This window comes from Streptomyces sp. NBC_00620 (genome assembly GCF_026341825.1).
Taxonomy (GTDB): Bacteria; Actinomycetota; Actinomycetes; order Streptomycetales; family Streptomycetaceae; genus Streptomyces.
This window is the reverse complement of sequence record NZ_JAPENY010000001.1, coordinates 3,545,309-3,559,894: the sequence shown is the minus strand read 5'-3', so window position 1 is coordinate 3,559,894 and position 14,586 is coordinate 3,545,309. Positions and strand designations below refer to the sequence as shown.

Annotated in this window: 13 protein-coding genes; 6 read left to right on the top strand and 7 right to left on the bottom strand. The window is 69.7% G+C overall.

The window, feature by feature from the left end; all coding sequences use genetic code 11:
- Positions 1–77 precede the first annotated feature (77 nt).
- From OG246_RS16460 to OG246_RS16450, 3 genes are all read left to right on the top strand, one after another.
- Positions 78–977 (top strand): TauD/TfdA family dioxygenase, encoded by a 900-nt coding sequence (locus OG246_RS16460; protein ID WP_266462227.1) that lies wholly within the window; start codon positions 78–80, stop codon positions 975–977.
- 149 nt (positions 978–1,126) lie between these two features.
- Entirely contained in the window at positions 1,127–2,515 is a 1,389-nt protein-coding gene (locus OG246_RS16455) for an amino acid permease (protein ID WP_266462225.1), read from the top strand.
- Between the two features lie 132 nt (positions 2,516–2,647).
- The gene (locus tag OG246_RS16450; RefSeq protein WP_266462224.1) at positions 2,648–3,289 is read left to right on the top strand and encodes a superoxide dismutase; all 642 of its coding nucleotides are present in this window, start codon (positions 2,648–2,650) and stop codon (positions 3,287–3,289) included.
- Positions 3,290–3,400: 111 nt separating this feature from the next.
- On the opposite strand, the gene OG246_RS16445 is transcribed toward OG246_RS16450, so the two are convergent.
- Entirely contained in the window at positions 3,401–4,027 is a 627-nt protein-coding gene (locus OG246_RS16445; protein ID WP_266462222.1) for a histidine phosphatase family protein, read from the bottom strand.
- Between the two features lie 210 nt (positions 4,028–4,237).
- On the opposite strand from OG246_RS16445, the gene OG246_RS16440 reads away from it, so the two are divergent.
- On the top strand, positions 4,238–4,456 hold the full coding sequence (locus OG246_RS16440) for a hypothetical protein (protein ID WP_266462221.1): 219 nt from the start codon (positions 4,238–4,240) through the stop codon (positions 4,454–4,456).
- Between the two features lie 3 nt (positions 4,457–4,459).
- On the opposite strand, the gene OG246_RS16435 is transcribed toward OG246_RS16440, so the two are convergent.
- A complete protein-coding gene (locus OG246_RS16435) occupies positions 4,460–5,134 on the bottom strand; it encodes a DsbA family protein (RefSeq protein WP_266462218.1) in 675 nt (224 codons plus the stop codon).
- A gap of 137 nt (positions 5,135–5,271) precedes the next feature.
- Here OG246_RS16435 and pepN point away from each other — a divergent pair, with 137 nt between their 5' ends.
- Together pepN and OG246_RS16425 are read left to right on the top strand one after the other, a co-directional pair.
- Positions 5,272–7,878 (top strand): aminopeptidase N, encoded by a 2,607-nt coding sequence (gene pepN, locus OG246_RS16430; protein WP_266462216.1) that lies wholly within the window; start codon positions 5,272–5,274, stop codon positions 7,876–7,878.
- Positions 7,879–8,151: 273 nt separating this feature from the next.
- On the top strand, positions 8,152–9,207 hold the full coding sequence (locus tag OG246_RS16425; protein ID WP_266462213.1) for a hypothetical protein: 1,056 nt from the start codon (positions 8,152–8,154) through the stop codon (positions 9,205–9,207).
- 77 nt (positions 9,208–9,284) lie between these two features.
- On the opposite strand, the gene OG246_RS16420 is transcribed toward OG246_RS16425, so the two are convergent.
- The 5 genes from OG246_RS16420 to OG246_RS16400 all read right to left on the bottom strand — a co-directional run bounded on the left by OG246_RS16420 (position 9,285) and on the right by OG246_RS16400 (position 14,502).
- Positions 9,285–9,965 (bottom strand): TetR/AcrR family transcriptional regulator, encoded by a 681-nt coding sequence (locus OG246_RS16420; protein WP_266462210.1) that lies wholly within the window; start codon positions 9,963–9,965, stop codon positions 9,285–9,287.
- On the bottom strand, positions 9,962–10,633 hold the full coding sequence (locus OG246_RS16415; protein WP_266462207.1) for a DUF998 domain-containing protein: 672 nt from the start codon (positions 10,631–10,633) through the stop codon (positions 9,962–9,964). Before OG246_RS16415 ends, OG246_RS16420 begins: the two co-directional genes overlap by 4 nt.
- 111 nt (positions 10,634–10,744) lie before the next feature.
- Positions 10,745–11,893 (bottom strand): serine hydrolase, encoded by a 1,149-nt coding sequence (locus OG246_RS16410; protein ID WP_266462204.1) that lies wholly within the window; start codon positions 11,891–11,893, stop codon positions 10,745–10,747.
- Positions 11,894–12,001: 108 nt separating this feature from the next.
- Positions 12,002–13,789: a TIGR03767 family metallophosphoesterase gene (locus OG246_RS16405; RefSeq protein ID WP_266462201.1), complete on the bottom strand. Its 1,788-nt coding sequence runs from the start codon at positions 13,787–13,789 to the stop codon at positions 12,002–12,004.
- A gap of 263 nt (positions 13,790–14,052) precedes the next feature.
- Positions 14,053–14,502 carry an NUDIX hydrolase gene (locus tag OG246_RS16400; protein ID WP_266462198.1) on the bottom strand — a complete coding sequence of 150 codons (450 nt, stop codon included), beginning with the start codon at positions 14,500–14,502 and terminating at the stop codon, positions 14,053–14,055.
- Positions 14,503–14,586 lie beyond the last annotated feature (84 nt).

Genomic DNA, 14,586 nt, shown 5'->3' with positions numbered 1-14,586 from the left:
AATCGCCCGAGAAGGAACCCACGGAACCGCCCGCTGAAGGAACCCGCAGACACCCTCAGTTGAAAGGACCGCCGCACATGTCCGAGATAGAGATCCGCAAGGTCACCGCGAAGATCGGCGCCCAGATATCCGGCATCGACATCGCCAAGCCCCTCGACGACGAGACCATCGCCGCCGTCCGTGCCGCCCTCAACGAGCACAAGGCGCTGGTCTTCGACGCCGAGGGCCTGGACGACGAGGGCCAGCAGGCCTTCGCCCGCCAGTTCGGCGACCTCACCACCGCCCACCCGACCGTGCCCGCGGTCGACGGCGCCCCGAACGTGCTGCCCGTGGACAGTGAGCGGGGCCGCGCCAACCACTGGCACACCGACGTCACCTTCGTCCTCAACCCGCCCCAGGCCAGCACCCTGCGCTCCATCACCATCCCGCCGTACGGCGGCGAAACCCTCATCGCCAACTCCGCCGCCGCCTACCGCGACCTGCCCGAGCCGCTGCGCCAGCTCGCCGACAACCTGTGGGCCGAGCACACCAACGACTACGACTACGCGGTGCCGGACGAGGAGATCGACGAGGAACAGGCCGAGCAGCGCGCCCAGTTCACGTCCATCAAGTTCCGCACCGCCCACCCGGTCGTCCGGGTCCACCCGCTGACCGGTGAACGCGGGCTGTTCATCGGCGGGTTCGCGCAGCGGATCATCGGCCTGTCGGTGGGCGAGTCCCGCAAGATCCTCGACATCCTCCAGGCGTACGTCACCCGGCCGGAGAACATCCTGCGCTGGCGCTGGTCCCCGAACCAGCTCGTCCTCTTCGACAACCGGATCACCCAGCACTACGCCATCGACAACTACGACGGACAGCCCCGCCGCCTGCACCGCGTGACCGTCGCCGGTGATGTGCCGGTCGGCATCGAGGGCAAGGAGAGCTACTCGATCGCGGGCGACGCCTCGCACTACACCTCGGTCACCGAAGTCGGGTAACCGAAGTGGGGTAAACGAAGTCAGGTAACCGGAGCCCCACCCTCCGTATCGCTCTCGTCCACATGCTGGGCGGCCGCTCCGCCCGACCGGAGAGGCCGCCCAGACTGGCGGCGTTTTTGCCCGCCTCACGTAATGGACGAGCCGCGCCCATGCCCCGCACCACCCTCGACGCCCCGCCCGGCACCCCGGACACGGACGTCTCCCTCTCCCACGGCCTCAAGCAGCGCCACCTGTCGATGATCGCCGTCGGCGGTGTGATCGGCGCGGGCCTCTTCGTCGGCTCCGGCGCGGGAATCGCCGCCGCCGGTCCCTCGATCGTCATCGCGTACGCCGTGAGCGGTCTGCTGGTCATGCTCGTGATGCGGATGCTCGGTGAGATGTCGGCCGCGTATCCGTCGTCCGGTTCCTTCTCGGCGCACGCCGAGCGCGCGATCGGCCCGTGGGCGGGCTTCACCGCCGGCTGGTCCTTCTGGGTCCTGCTGTGCACGGCCGTCGGCCTCGAAGGCATCGGCGCCGCGAAGATCGTCACGGGCTGGCTGCCCGGGACCCCGGAGTGGGCCTGGGTCGCCCTCTTCATGGTGGTCTTCTGCGTCGCGAACCTTGCCGCGGTGAAGAACTTCGGCGAGTTCGAGTTCTGGTTCGCCGCACTGAAGGTGGGCGCGATCAGCCTCTTCCTGGTTCTCGGCGTACTCGCCGTCGCGGGCGTCCTGCCCGGCACGGACTCCCCCGGGACCGCCAACCTGACCGACTTCCTGCCGAACGGCGGCGAGGGGCTCGTCATCGGCCTGCTCGCCTCCGTGTTCGCGTACGGCGGTCTGGAGACCGTGACGATCGCGGCGGCCGAGTCGGAGAACCCGGTGCAGGGTGTGGCCCGGTCGGTCCGTACGGCGATGTGGCGCATCGCGCTCTTCTACATCGGCTCGATGGCGGTCATCGTCACGCTCGTCCCGTGGGACTCGAAGGAGGTCGTCGAGAAGGGCCCGTACGTCGCCGCCCTCGACCACCTGGGCATCCCGGGCGCCGCGCAGCTGATGAACGTGGTCGTCCTCGTCGCCCTGCTCTCGGCGATGAACGCCAACATCTACGGCGCCTCGCGCATCGGATACTCGCTGGTGGAGCGGGGCCAGGGGCCGAAGGGTCTTGGCAAGGTCTCGGGCGGGGTCCCGCGCGTCGCCGTCCTCGCGTCGTCGGTCTTCGGCTTCGTGTGCGTCCTGCTCAGCTACTGGCGGCCCGACGATGTCTTCCCCTGGCTGCTGAACATGATCGGCGCGGTCATCCTCGTCGTCTGGATCTTCATCGCCGTCTCGCAGCTCCGGCTGCGGCGGAGGGTGGAGCGCGAGGCGCCGGAGAAGCTGGTCGTACGGATGTGGCTGTTCCCGGCGCTGACGTGGGTGGCGCTCGCCGGAATGGCCGGCATCTTCGTCCTGATGGCACGGGAACCGGACACGCGGGTGCAGCTCTACTCGACGGGCGCGATGACGGTGGCGCTGGCGGCGGTCGGGTACGCCCGGCAGAAGGCGCGCGCCGCCCGCGACTGACAGCTCTCAACTGCACGTCTCAACTGTGCGTCTCCACTGCACGAAGGCCCTCGCATGCGTCACGCGAGGGCCTTTTTGTTGCTAGCGTGTAGTTGCACATAGATTGCAATAAGAGGTCGGAGGGGACCCGCCATGCCCGTCTACACACTTCCTGAGCTGCCGTACGACTACTCCGCGCTCGCGCCCGTGATCAGCCCCGAGATCATCGAGCTGCACCACGACAAGCACCACGCGGCGTATGTGAAGGGGGCCAACGACACGCTGGAGCAGCTCGCGGAGGCGCGTGACAAGGAGTCGTGGGGCTCGGTCAACGGGCTGGAGAAGAACCTGGCCTTCCACCTCTCCGGCCACATCCTGCACAGCATCTACTGGCAGAACATGACCGGCGAGGGCGGCGGTGAACCGCTGGCCGCGGACGGCGTGGGTGAGCTGGCGGACGCGATCACCGAGTCGTTCGGCTCCTTCGCCGGGTTCAAGGCCCAGCTGACGAAGGCATCCGCGACCACACAGGGCTCCGGGTGGGGCGTCCTCGCGTACGAGCCGCTGAGCGGGCGTCTCGTCGTCGAGCAGGTCTACGACCACCAGGGCAACGTGGGCCAGGGCTCGGTCCCGGTCCTCGTCTTCGACGCCTGGGAGCACGCCTTCTACCTCCAGTACCGGAACCAGAAGGTCGACTTCATCGAGGCCATGTGGCAGGTCGTCAACTGGCAGGACGTGGCGCGGCGTTACGCGGCGGCGAAGTCCCGCGCGGATGTGTTGCTACTGACTCCCTGAGGCAGATATGAAGCGTCCTGCTCGTGATCGTCTTCTCAACCTTCACGTGGCAGGCGGATGGAAGGAGAGCCCCCGCGAGGACGTGACTCGCGGGGGCTCTCTCCATGTTCCCTACGCGCAGGGCACATTGAGCGCGATGAGGCCGGCCGACCTCTCGTCCATACGGAGTTCGCTCACCGCCGCGTTGCGCAGTTGCGGGAACACCCGGCGGTACTCGCCCAGCGGGATGGACAGCAGCGAGCACAGGGCCAGGCGGAGCAGGGTGTTGTGGGCGACGACCAGGACGCGCTCGCCCTGGTGGGCGGTCGCGATGCGGCGCAGGGCCTTCACGCCGCGGGCGGCCGCGGTGCGGGGGTCCTCCGCCTCCGGGAAGGGGTACGCCACCGGGTCCGACCGGAACGCCTTCGCCCTCGCCGGGTTCTCGGCCTCGAACTCCGCCAGGGTGCGGCCCTCCAGAATGCCGAAGTCGCATTCCCTCAGGGACGGTTCACGGGTCGCGGTGAGGCCGAGGGTTCTGCAGGCGGGGTCTGCCGTGGCGGCGGCGCGGGACACCGTCGACGTCCAGACCGCGTCGACCCCGTTTGCCGCGGACCAGTGGCCGAGGGCCTCCGCCTGGGCGTGGCCCTCGTCGGTGAGAGCGACGTCGCTCACCCCGGCGTAACGGTTCTCGGCGTGCCAGACGGTCTGCCCATGTCGGGCGAGGAGAAGGGTCGTCGTTGACCCGAGGGGCGTGCTCATTCCCCGCAGTATCCAGGGCGTGGGGGTGCGGCGTGGGGTGATCGCGGGGTTTCTTCGCCCCCTCCCCCGCAAGCAAGATTTTCAGCCCCTCCGGCGTTTGAGGAGCGGGGGTTTGGGGGCGGAGCCCCCAAGTGACGGGAACGGGTAGGGGCGGAGGGGGCGAAAAAACCCTAGGCTCGCGGCACCGGGGCGTCCCTCAAGGAGGCGTACATGCCGTACAAGTGGTGCCGGAACTGCGGCAGGATGCGGGACTTCCGGCGGCTGGAGGGTGACGCGGAGCGCGCGGCGGCCAGAGAGGTCACCGGGCAGCGCAACGTGGACGCCTACATCCGCTGCGCCCACGAGGGCTGCCGCCGAGTCCAGCGACACGGCAAGAGCAGCGACGGCGGGACCCTGCCCGAGGAGCTCCGGATCCCCGCCGCCGAGTGACGGTTACAGGTTGCTGAAGTCCGGTCCTGCCGTCCGCGACCGCTTGATCTCGTAGAAGCCGGGCGTCGACGCGACCAGCAGCGTGCCGTCCCACAGCCGCGCGGCGGCCTCGCCCTTCGGGGCGGGGGTGACGACAGGACCGAAGAAGGCGATCTGCTCGCCGTCGGCACCGGGGACGGCGATGACGGGCGTGCCGACGTCCTGGCCGACCTTGTCGATGCCCTCCTTGTGGGAGGCACGCAGCTGGGCGTCGAACTCGAAGTTCTCCTGGTCGGCGTAGTCGAGCAGGGAGGCCGGAAGGCCGACCTCGTCGAGCGCGGCGGCTATCGCCTCAAGGGTCGGGCCCTCACCCTGGTTGTGGATACGGGTGCCGAGCGCGGTGTACAGCGGGCCGAGTATGTCGTCGCCGTGCAGCTGCCAGGCCGCGGTCACCACACGGATCGGCTTCCACGCCTTGGTGGCGAGCAGCTCCCGGTACTCCTCGGGAAGCTCGTCCAGCTTCGGCTCGTTCAGCACCGCGAGGCTCATGATGTGCCAGCGGACCTCGATGTCCCGGACCTTCTCCACTTCCAGGACCCAGCGCGAGGTCATCCAGGCCCAGGGGCACAGCGGGTCGAACCAGAAGTCGACGGGGGTCTTGCCGGAACCGGAACTCGTCTGGGCGGTCTGCTCGGGCATGGGTCTCCTCGGAAAGCGGTCTTTCCGAGGGCAACACCACCGGCCACCCGACCCATTCCCGGGTGCCCCGCGTCAGGGGCACATGACAGGATCGGCCCTGTACCAACCTGTCGGACCAGCCCTGAGGGAGTGCCCCCGTGCCCGGTGAGAATCTGTCCCGCGACGAGGCCCAGGAACGGGCGGCGCTGCTGTCCGTCGACGGGTACGAGGTGTCCCTCGATCTGCGATCAGCCGTCGGGGACCAGGACACCGGCCGGGCCGCCGAGGGCGCGCCCCGCACCTTCCGCTCGGTGACCACCATCCGCTTCCGCTCCGCCGAGCCGGGCGCCACGAGCTTCGCCGACCTGATCGCGCCGAGCGTGACGGCCCTCTCGCTCAACGGCAAGGACCTCGATCCCGGCGAGGTCTTCGACGGGACCCGGATCCTCCTCGAGGACCTGGCGGCCGACAACGAACTCGTCGTGGACGCCCAGTGCGCCTACTCCCGCACCGGCGAGGGCATGCACCGCTTCGTCGACCCCGAGGACGGCGAGGTGTACCTGTACACGCAGTACGAGCCCGCCGACTCGCGGCGCGTCTTCGCCAACTTCGAGCAGCCGGACCTCAAGGCCCCCTTCCGTTTCGAGGTGCGGGCCCCGGAGGGGTGGACGGTCTGGAGCAACGGGGTCGGTGAACTCACCGACGGCGTCTGGAAGTTCGCGGAGACCAAGCCCATCTCGACGTACATCACCGCCTTCGCCGCCGGCCCGTACCACTATGTGACCGACAGCTACTCCCGCACCTTCGACGACGGTACGACGCTGGAGATCCCGCTCGGCGCGATGTGCCGCAAGGGCCTGGCGCCCTACTTCGACTCCGACGACGTCTTCCTCGTCACCAAGCAGGGCCTGGACTTCTTCCACGAGCACTTCGACTACCCGTACCCGTTCGGGAAGTACGACCAGGCGTTCGTGCCCGAGTACAACCTGGGCGCGATGGAGAACCCCGGACTGGTCACGTTCCGCGAGGAGTTCATTTTCCGCGGCAAGGTGACGCAGGCGTCGTACGAGGGCCGGGCGAACGTCATCCTGCACGAGATGGCGCACATGTGGTTCGGCGACCTCGTCACCATGGAGTGGTGGGACGACCTGTGGCTCAAGGAGTCCTTCGCCGACTTCATGGGCGCGTTCTCGCTGGTCGGCGCGACCCGCTTCAAGGACGGCTGGATCACCTTCGCCAACCGCCGCAAGGCCTGGGCCTACCGCGCCGACCAGCTGCCGTCCACCCACCCGATCACGGCGGACATCCGCGACCTCCAGGACGCCAAGCTCAACTTCGACGGCATCACGTACGCCAAGGGCGCCTCCGTACTGAAGCAGCTCGTCGCGTACGTCGGCCAGGACGCGTTCCTGGAGGGCGCGCGCCGCTACTTCAAGCGGAACGCGTACGGCAACACGCGCCTGGGCGATCTGCTGTCGGTCCTCGAGGAGACCAGCGGGCGCGATCTGGCGACCTGGGCACGGGCGTGGCTGCAGACCGCCGGGGTCAACTCCCTCACCCCGCAGGTGATTCTGAGCGCGGAGGGCCGGATCACCGAGCTGGCCGTACTCCAGGAGGCCGCTGTGCTTGCCCCGGCGGACCACCCCGAACTGCGCCCGCACCGCGTGGCGGTGGGCCTGTACCGGCGTACGCCCGACGGCGCCGTGGAGCGGTACGCGCGCGCCGAGCTGGACGTCGAGGGACCCCGCACGGTCGTCGCCGAACTGGTCGGCGCCGAAGCCCCCGAGCTCGTCCTCGTCAACGACGACGACCTGACGTACTGCAAGATCCGTTTCGACGAGGGCTCGTTGGCCACGCTGCGCGAGCGGCTCGGCGAGATCACGGACCCGCTGGCGCGCGCCCTGTGCTGGTCGGCGCTGTGGAATCTCACCCGTGACGCACTCATGCCGGCCCGCGACTTCATCGGCCTGGTGCTGCGCTTCGCGGGCCGCGAGTCCGACATCGGCGTCCTGCAGATGCTGCACGCCTGGGCCGACTCGGCGCTCACCTTCTACGCGGCGCCCGACTGGCGCGCGGAGGGCGAACGCCTGCTCGCCGAGGGCGCGTTGAAGGAGCTGCGGCTCGCGGAGCCCGGCAGTCAGCACCAGCTCACCTGGGCCCGCTTCTTCGCGCGGGTCGCCTCCGGCTCGGCCGATCTCCAGCTCCTGGGGGGCCTGTTGGAGGGCACGGCGAAGATCGACGGTCTGGTCGTCGACCAGGAGTTGCGCTGGGCGTTCCTGGAGCCGCTGGCCGCGCACGGAGTCGCCGACGAGTCCAGGCTGGCCGCCGAACTCGCCCGCGACGACACGGCGTCCGGCAAGCGCCACCAGGTCCGCTGTCTCGCCGCCCGCCCCTCCGCGGCGGTCAAGGCACAGGCCTGGGCTGCCGTGGTCGAGTCCGACGCGCTCTCCAACGCCCTCGTCGAGGCGACCATCGCGGGCTTCGACCAGCCCTCCCGGCGCGAGCTGCTCGCGCCGTACGCCGCGAAGTACTTCGACGCGATCGAGCGTGTCTGGGCGGACCGCTCCATCCAGATCGCGATGGACGTGGTGAAGGGCCTCTTCCCCTCCCTCCAGGACTCCCAGGAGACCCTGGACGCGACGGACGTGTGGCTGGCGGCGCACGAGAGCGCGGCGCCCGCGCTGCGCCGACTGGTCCTTGAGGCGCGGGACGATCTGGCGCGAGCCCTGCGCGGGCAGGCGTGCGACGTGGCGGCCGCGGGCTGACACCCGACGGCATCCCCCGAGGGCACCGGTTCCGCCGGTGCCCTCAGTGGTCGCGGAGCACCGGCGGGAACCGGCGCCCCGTGGTTAAGAAATATCGGCGCCCCCAGTGGTTACGAAATACAGGTATTCAGAGCCGTAACCCGTATTACTCCCCATCTGGACCAGCGCCTTTCGGCAGTCGAACGCCCGTACTTTAGGGCGGGCTTGTCTGGATTTGTCGACGGGCGTGTAACAGCGGTTAGAGGACGGATCCGGAGCGGGAAACCCCGGGTCATGAACCACAACACCCCGCTCTCCCACTCCCCCCGCCCCCTCCGTCACCTGTCCCACGTACAGCGGCGCGTGCTGACCACCGCGCAGTTGCGGGCGCACGGTGTGACGGCCGCGGAGACCAGCGAGCAGTGCCGGCCGGGCGGCCCCTGGCAGCAGTTCCTCCCGGGTGTCTTCCTCCTGCACCCCGGCCCGCCCACCTCCGAGGAACGCCTGCACGCGGTCCTGATGTTCGCCGCCCGCTCCCCCGCACAGCCGGTGGTGGCGATCCCCGTCCAGCCGGGCGCCGAGGACCCGCACGCCGCCCAGCCCTACACGGACGTCCTGATCACCGGCCTGGCGGCGCTGACCCTGCACGGCTTCACGTCGGCGCCCCCGCTGCTCTCCCTCGACAAGATCGACGTCATGGTCCCCCGGCTGCGCCGCCTGCGCTCCACCGGCTGCGTCCGCATCGTCCGTACACCGTCCCTCCCCACCCCCTCGTACGTCACCGGCGTCCCGGTCGCTCCCGTCCCCCGCGCCCTCGCCGACGCCGTCGCGGAACTGTCGGACGCGAACGCCGTACGCCGTCTGCTGACCGAGGCGGTACGCGCCGGGCACTGCGAACCGGCCGCGGTCGTACGGGAGTTGACCCAGGCCCGGCTGCTCTCGCGGCCCCATGTGGTGGACGCCGTGGACTCGCTCCTCGCCGAGGGCCGCGCGATCGCCGAGGACCGCCTGTACCGGATGGTGGGCGAGCACGGCCTCCCCGACCCCGTCTGGAACGTGGACCTCCGGCTCCCCGGCGGCCCCCACCTCGGCGGCCTCGACGCCTACTGGCCGGAGCAGGCGGTGGCCGTCGAGCTCGACACCCGCGCCCCCCGCCAGGACGAGGACGCCCTCTGGTCGGAGTACGCCCGCAAGCGCGAGCACCTGGAGCGCCTGGGCATCACCGTCGTGTACATCACCCCCAAGAAGCTGCGCGACTCGATGGAACAGCAGGCCACCGTCGTACGCACCGCCCTGATGGCGTCGAACGACCGCGATCCGGCGGCCTATGTCGTGGTGCTGCCCCGGTAGTGACGGACCGGGGTCGTATCAGGAGGGGAGAGGAGGGGCCGCCGGAATTCCGGCGGCCCCTCCTCGTCGTACGACGATCACTTGGTTCGTTCCTGCCCGGCGTCGTCCGGCGGCCGCACGGAGGGTTTGGGCCAGGCCCGGCGCAGCTGGCCGTCGGTCATGGCGGAGGTCTGTGCCGCCGGGGCCTCCTCCAGGCCGAAGCCCGTCAGCAGGACCTCGGCGTAGCGGCGCCAGGCGTCGGGTGCGACGTCCTGGGTGCGGTCGGCGACGGCGCCGACCATGTAGAAGAAGGCGTACACGTCGGCGCTCGCGAAGTCCTCGCGGACCGCGCCGGCTGCCACCGCCCGTTCCGCCAGGCCGTCCACGAGGCGGCCCAGGTGGTCGCGCATCTCGGCGATCGGCCGGGTGTCGATGCTCGCGTTGGCGAGGACGAACTCCAGCGCCCGGTCCCGGGCCCGCCATTGCGCGGCCTCGATCATGTAGTGGCGCAGCGCCCGCCCCGGGTCCGGCTGCTCCTCGGCCGCTGTCGCGAGCTGCAGGAACTCGGTGAACCGCTCGGTGAACAGGGCGTCGATCAGCGTCTGCAGGTCCGGGAAGCGCCGGTACACCGTGGCGACTCCGACGCCCGCCTCACGCGCGATCTCGTTGAGGGTGACGGCGGGCCCCCGCTGCGCGAACATGCGGTCGGCCGTCTCCATGATCAGCCGACGGTTTCGTTCCGCGTCCGCTCGCAGCGGGCGATGCGTTTCCGGGGTCACGCCAAGGCATTCTCCACCATCGCGGGGCTGCTCCGGCGGCTGACCAGGAGCAGTGCGCCCGTGCCGACGCTCCACAGCAGCCAGGAGTAGACACCGCCGCGCTCGAACACCCCCGCCGTGCTCTCCGACATGCCCACGAGAGCCTCGCTCAGCAGGCCCAGGGTGCCGACGGTGATGCTGAAGACGCGGTACGCCGGCGGCAGCCCGAGGCTCCGCAGCGATCCCGCCATGATCGCCAGCGTGTTCGCGCACAGAATGCCGACCGCCGCCCCCGCGACGTGGATGGCCAGACCGGCGCTCGCGCCGTCCCCGGAGCCGTGGAACAGCCCGACCAGCACCATGCCCACACCGTGCGCGACCGCGAGGGCGACGACGACGCGACGGGCGCGGCCCTTGACCAGGCCTGCCAGCAGCAGCACCCCGGTCGCGAACAGGATCCCTTCGAGCATGAACGACGTGTTCATCAACTGATGTGCCGGAGAACAGATTTCGCGGCCCTGGAACTGCGTACCGCAATCCGGTACGCCGAGGTCGCTGATGTAGTTCGTGGCGTAGCTGTAGGGCGGATCGGTCCAGGCTGCCGCGCTGATCGCTTCGGCTACGACCCATTGCACCGCGTTCACCACCAGGACCACCGCTCCCAGCGGAAGCCAAACCCTGCGCGACATCGGAACTCCTCTCACTGCGTCGTGGCAGACGTCGACGGACGTCTGCCACTCTACAGTAAGTGGATAGATCTATCCGATTAAGTCCTCGGGGTCCGCTCGAGGCCTCCGGCGCTAGTTACCGCAGAACTCCGCCTCCACCACCGCCTCGCTGTCCCCCGACCAGTCCCCGTTGAAGTTGAAGGACAGCGAGTGACGGCCGTCGGCGGTGGTCACGGCCTCCGATGTGGAGCCGTGGATTCCGCCGCCGTGGCCCCAGACATGGACCCCGCAGCTGAGTTCGCGCTCGATGAGACCGAGGCCGTACCCCGCGTTCGGGATCTCGTCGACTTTGATGGTGGTCTTCATCTCCTTGAGCTGCTCCGGAGGGAGGAGCCTGCCGCGGAGCAGGGCCGCGTAGAAGCGGTTCAGGTCGGAGGAGTCGGAGATCATCTCGCCCGCCGCCGAGGCGAGGGAGGGGTTGAGTTCCGTGACGTCGTACGTGGGTCCTGTGGCCGTCTCGGCGAGCTTGCCGTAGGCGCGGCTGCTCGGCTGGGGCACCTTGGGGTAGCTGCCGGGCACGAGCGTGGCGCGCAGGCCCAGGGGCTTGATGATGCGGTGGGTGATCTCCGACGCGAACGAGTTGCCGGTGACCTGCTTGATCACCATGCCGGCGAGTACGTAGTTCGTGTTGGAGTAGTTCCACGACGTGCCCGGGGTGAAGTCCGGCTTGTGGGTCATGGCGATCGCGACCAGCTGGGCCGGGGTCGCGGTGTCGTAGCGGTGCTTGAAGAAGCCGTCCTTCAGGAAGTACGTACGGCCGAAGTCCTCGTCCGCCGTGTAGTTGTAGATGCCGCTGGTGTGGTTGAGGAGCTGGCGGATCGTGATCCCGCGTCCGTCGTGGCCGTTGCCCCGGACCACGCCCGGGAGCCACTTCTCCACCTTGTCGTCCAGGGAGAGGCGTCCCTCCGCCTCCAGCTGGAGAAGGACGGTGGAGACGAAGGTCTTGGTGATGCTGCCCACGCGGTAGCGGTCGGCCGTGGAGCGCGGCTCGTTCGTCTTCAGGTTGCCCACGCCCGAGGTGGCGGACCAGGTGCCGTTCTTGTCCTTCGCCGTCGCGGTGACGCCGGGTACGCCGTCCTTCACGGCCGCGTCCATGGCCGTACGGGTCGCGCTGTGGTCGCCTCTCCCGGGTGCGGGTGCGGCGACGGCGGTCGCCGCGAGGGAGACGGTGGTCAGGGTCACGGCGCTCACGAGTCCGAGGCGCAGGGTGCGGGATGCCATGTCGTTTCCTTCGGTCGATGACGAGTCGATGAGATCGATGACGAATCGACCGAAGGGACCTGGGGCCCGTCGCGGAGGTTGCCTCACCTTGCGCCGGTTGGGTGCGTTTCAGCCCTTCTTGAGGACCAGCTCGGTGTTGCGGTCGCGCGACGCCCCCGCCAGGGCCGTGCTGGCGCCCGGCGCGTTGAAGGAGAGCTCGCGGTAGAGGGCGGCCAGGCCGGTCTGGGTGAGGTCGGTGAAGTCCGTGGCGTGCGGGGCGGCGGACTCGACGAGGGTGGTGAAGAGGGAGACCGTGCCGTCCTTGTTGTCCACCAGCTCGATGATGCGGGCGAGTTGGGGGAAGTCGACGTGCGAGGCGGTGGAGATCTCCCAGAAGGAGCGGCCGCCGGGCGCGGAGTGCGGGGTGATGAGGTTGCGGTGGATGTGGCCGTTCACCCAGGCCAGGACGTTGGCGTGGCTGCCGAGGAGGGCGATGACGTCGTCGCCGTCGTGGCGCCTCTCGTCGGGGCGGGCCGGGTCGCGGCGGGTGTTGCCCATCGACTCGCTGGTGTGGTGGCTGAAGACGACGGCGTACGAGTCCTTGTTGTCGCGCAGCGTCTTGTCGAGCCACTTCAGCTGGGCCGTCCCGACGGAGCCCTGGTAGTGGCCGCCCGGGTCGGTGGTGTCGAGGCTGATGCCGATGACGTCGTCGGAGATGCGGAAGGAGTAGTACTGGGTGCCGGCGGCGACGTTCGCCGACGAGTAGCCGTGTCCGACGGGGCCCTTGCCGACGTACGCCGGGTCGAGGTGCGTCTTGAGGTATTCGGCCGGGGTGAAGGGGGCGCGCATCTCGTCCGGGGTGATCGAGCGCAGGTCGCGCGCGTGCGCCTGAATGAACTCGAGGTACCGCGCGCCCTTGGGGTCCTTGTCGTTCCTGATGGTGTCCTGCAGGGCCTTGGACTGCGCCGCCGACGCGTTCATCAGCTTCTTGCCGCCGACGGCGAAGTCCCTGAGGAAGGGGTCGCTGTGGGTGGCGAAGGTGCCGAGCGGCATGGCGTCGTGGTTGCCGACCGTGGAGTACCAGGGGAGCTTGAGGCCGGGGCTGCGCAGTTCGGCGGTCGCGGCCGCCAGGAAGCCTTCGAGGTGCGGGAAGCCGGCCTGCTTGTCCGAGTCGCGGACGGTGGAGTCGGGCTGCCAGTACTGCTTGAGGCCGCTGTTCTGGACGCCCTCGTAGGTGCGCGGGTCGCCGGTGTTGGGGGTGATGCGGCCGCCGCTCATCACCTTCATGAACCATTCCAGCTCGGACTTGGCGTTGTTGTCCGTGTTGTCGCCGGTGGTCATGGCGAAGTGCAGCGGGGAGCCGGTGACGGGGGCTCCCGGCAGCGAGTTGACCCGCTCGACGAGCGAGACCGCGCCCTGCACGGACAGGATCTCGTGCGGGCGCCAGGCGTGGATGTCGGCCGAGCGCAGGAACTCCAGGCGCAGCGGGTGCTGAGTGTCCATCAGGTGCAGGTCGGTGAGCTGCACGAACGCGGCGAGCGGGGTGCGGCGGGCCGCCCGGCCCGCCTTGGCCGAGGCCAGGTCGCTTCGTACGACCCGCTTCCAGCCGGGGCCGTTGCCGAGCCGCCGGTATCCGGTGGAACCGGAGCGGGGGGTGGCGACGCTGCTCAGGGTGGTGCCGCGCGAGTACGGATTCAGCCGGTCGACGGGGGTCTGGCGGGACACCGTCACCGGCGCTTCGCCCGTTCCGGCGGCCGCGTTCGAGGCGGTGTTCGCGCCCGTCGCTGCCTGCGCGTCGGAGCCGGGCCGCAGGGCGATGCCGATCCCCGCGGAGATGGTCACCGCCCCGGTGGCGGCCAGCAGGGTACGGCGGTTGAGGTCGGATGCAGCGGCGGCGACAGAGCGTATGCGCGACATGGCGCGATCTCCCCGATTGCGAACGCGTCGACAGTGGTCACGAGGAGTGCGTGTCGCGAACTCCCCGCTCATACTGGATCGTTGACACTGGGGGTGACCTGGGCGTTAACAAGGCCACAACGGGCAACGCCGATCACCGTACGTGGATCTTGGACCCCCCTGCACGGCATGGAGCCCTTCCCGAACGGCCGGGAGGCGGTCACTCCGTGTTCATCTGCGGGGGTACTGAATTCGTTTGCGGGGGTACCGCGTTCGCGGCTGAGCTATTTCGCGATGCGGCCCGCGGCCGGACGCTGCCGCCACAGCGCGAGGCCGATATCGACCAGTCCGACCCGATTGAGAACGGTTACGGCATCCAGTGGGTGCCAGGCCGCGAAATCGGTGGTGCCGTTCACCTCGGGACGCAAGTCGCCGCCGACGATCCGCCCTTCGTAGACGAGCCGCAGGGCGTGGTGGTCGGCGGTGACCCCGAGGCGGCGCGGAACCGCACACCGGAACGAGTGCACGCCGAGCAGATCGGTGGCCTCGAAGACGTACCCCGTCTCCTCCTCGACCTCCCGGACCACGGTGTCGAACGGATCCTCGCCGTGGTCCATGCCGCCGCCGGGCAGCGTCCACTCGGGGATGCCGTCGTCGTCCCGGCCGCGGGCGAGCAGCAGCTCCCCGTCCCTGACGCATATGGCGTAGGCCGCCACCCTCAACTCCTCGCGCACTCCGTGACGTTAGCGCGGCCGGGCCCGGAAGGCGTCACGACGCTACGCGCGTCAACCCGAGGACCGAATCCGGCGGAGGGCCGA

What these genes read in the sequence shown, in the direction of transcription:
- OG246_RS16460 (WP_266462227.1), top strand. Translation starts at nt 78, where the DNA reads ATGTCCGAGATAGAGATCCGCAAGGTCACCGCGAAGATCGGCGCCCAG.
- OG246_RS16455 (WP_266462225.1), top strand. Translation starts at nt 1,127, where the DNA reads ATGCCCCGCACCACCCTCGACGCCCCGCCCGGCACCCCGGACACGGAC.
- OG246_RS16450 (WP_266462224.1), top strand. Translation starts at nt 2,648, where the DNA reads ATGCCCGTCTACACACTTCCTGAGCTGCCGTACGACTACTCCGCGCTC.
- OG246_RS16445 (WP_266462222.1), bottom strand. Translation starts at nt 4,027, where the DNA reads ATGAGCACGCCCCTCGGGTCAACGACGACCCTTCTCCTCGCCCGACAT.
- OG246_RS16440 (WP_266462221.1), top strand. Translation starts at nt 4,238, where the DNA reads ATGCCGTACAAGTGGTGCCGGAACTGCGGCAGGATGCGGGACTTCCGG.
- OG246_RS16435 (WP_266462218.1), bottom strand. Translation starts at nt 5,134, where the DNA reads ATGCCCGAGCAGACCGCCCAGACGAGTTCCGGTTCCGGCAAGACCCCC.
- OG246_RS16425 (WP_266462213.1), top strand. Translation starts at nt 8,152, where the DNA reads ATGAACCACAACACCCCGCTCTCCCACTCCCCCCGCCCCCTCCGTCAC.
- OG246_RS16415 (WP_266462207.1), bottom strand. Translation starts at nt 10,633, where the DNA reads ATGTCGCGCAGGGTTTGGCTTCCGCTGGGAGCGGTGGTCCTGGTGGTG.
- OG246_RS16410 (WP_266462204.1), bottom strand. Translation starts at nt 11,893, where the DNA reads ATGGCATCCCGCACCCTGCGCCTCGGACTCGTGAGCGCCGTGACCCTG.
- OG246_RS16405 (WP_266462201.1), bottom strand. Translation starts at nt 13,789, where the DNA reads ATGTCGCGCATACGCTCTGTCGCCGCCGCTGCATCCGACCTCAACCGC.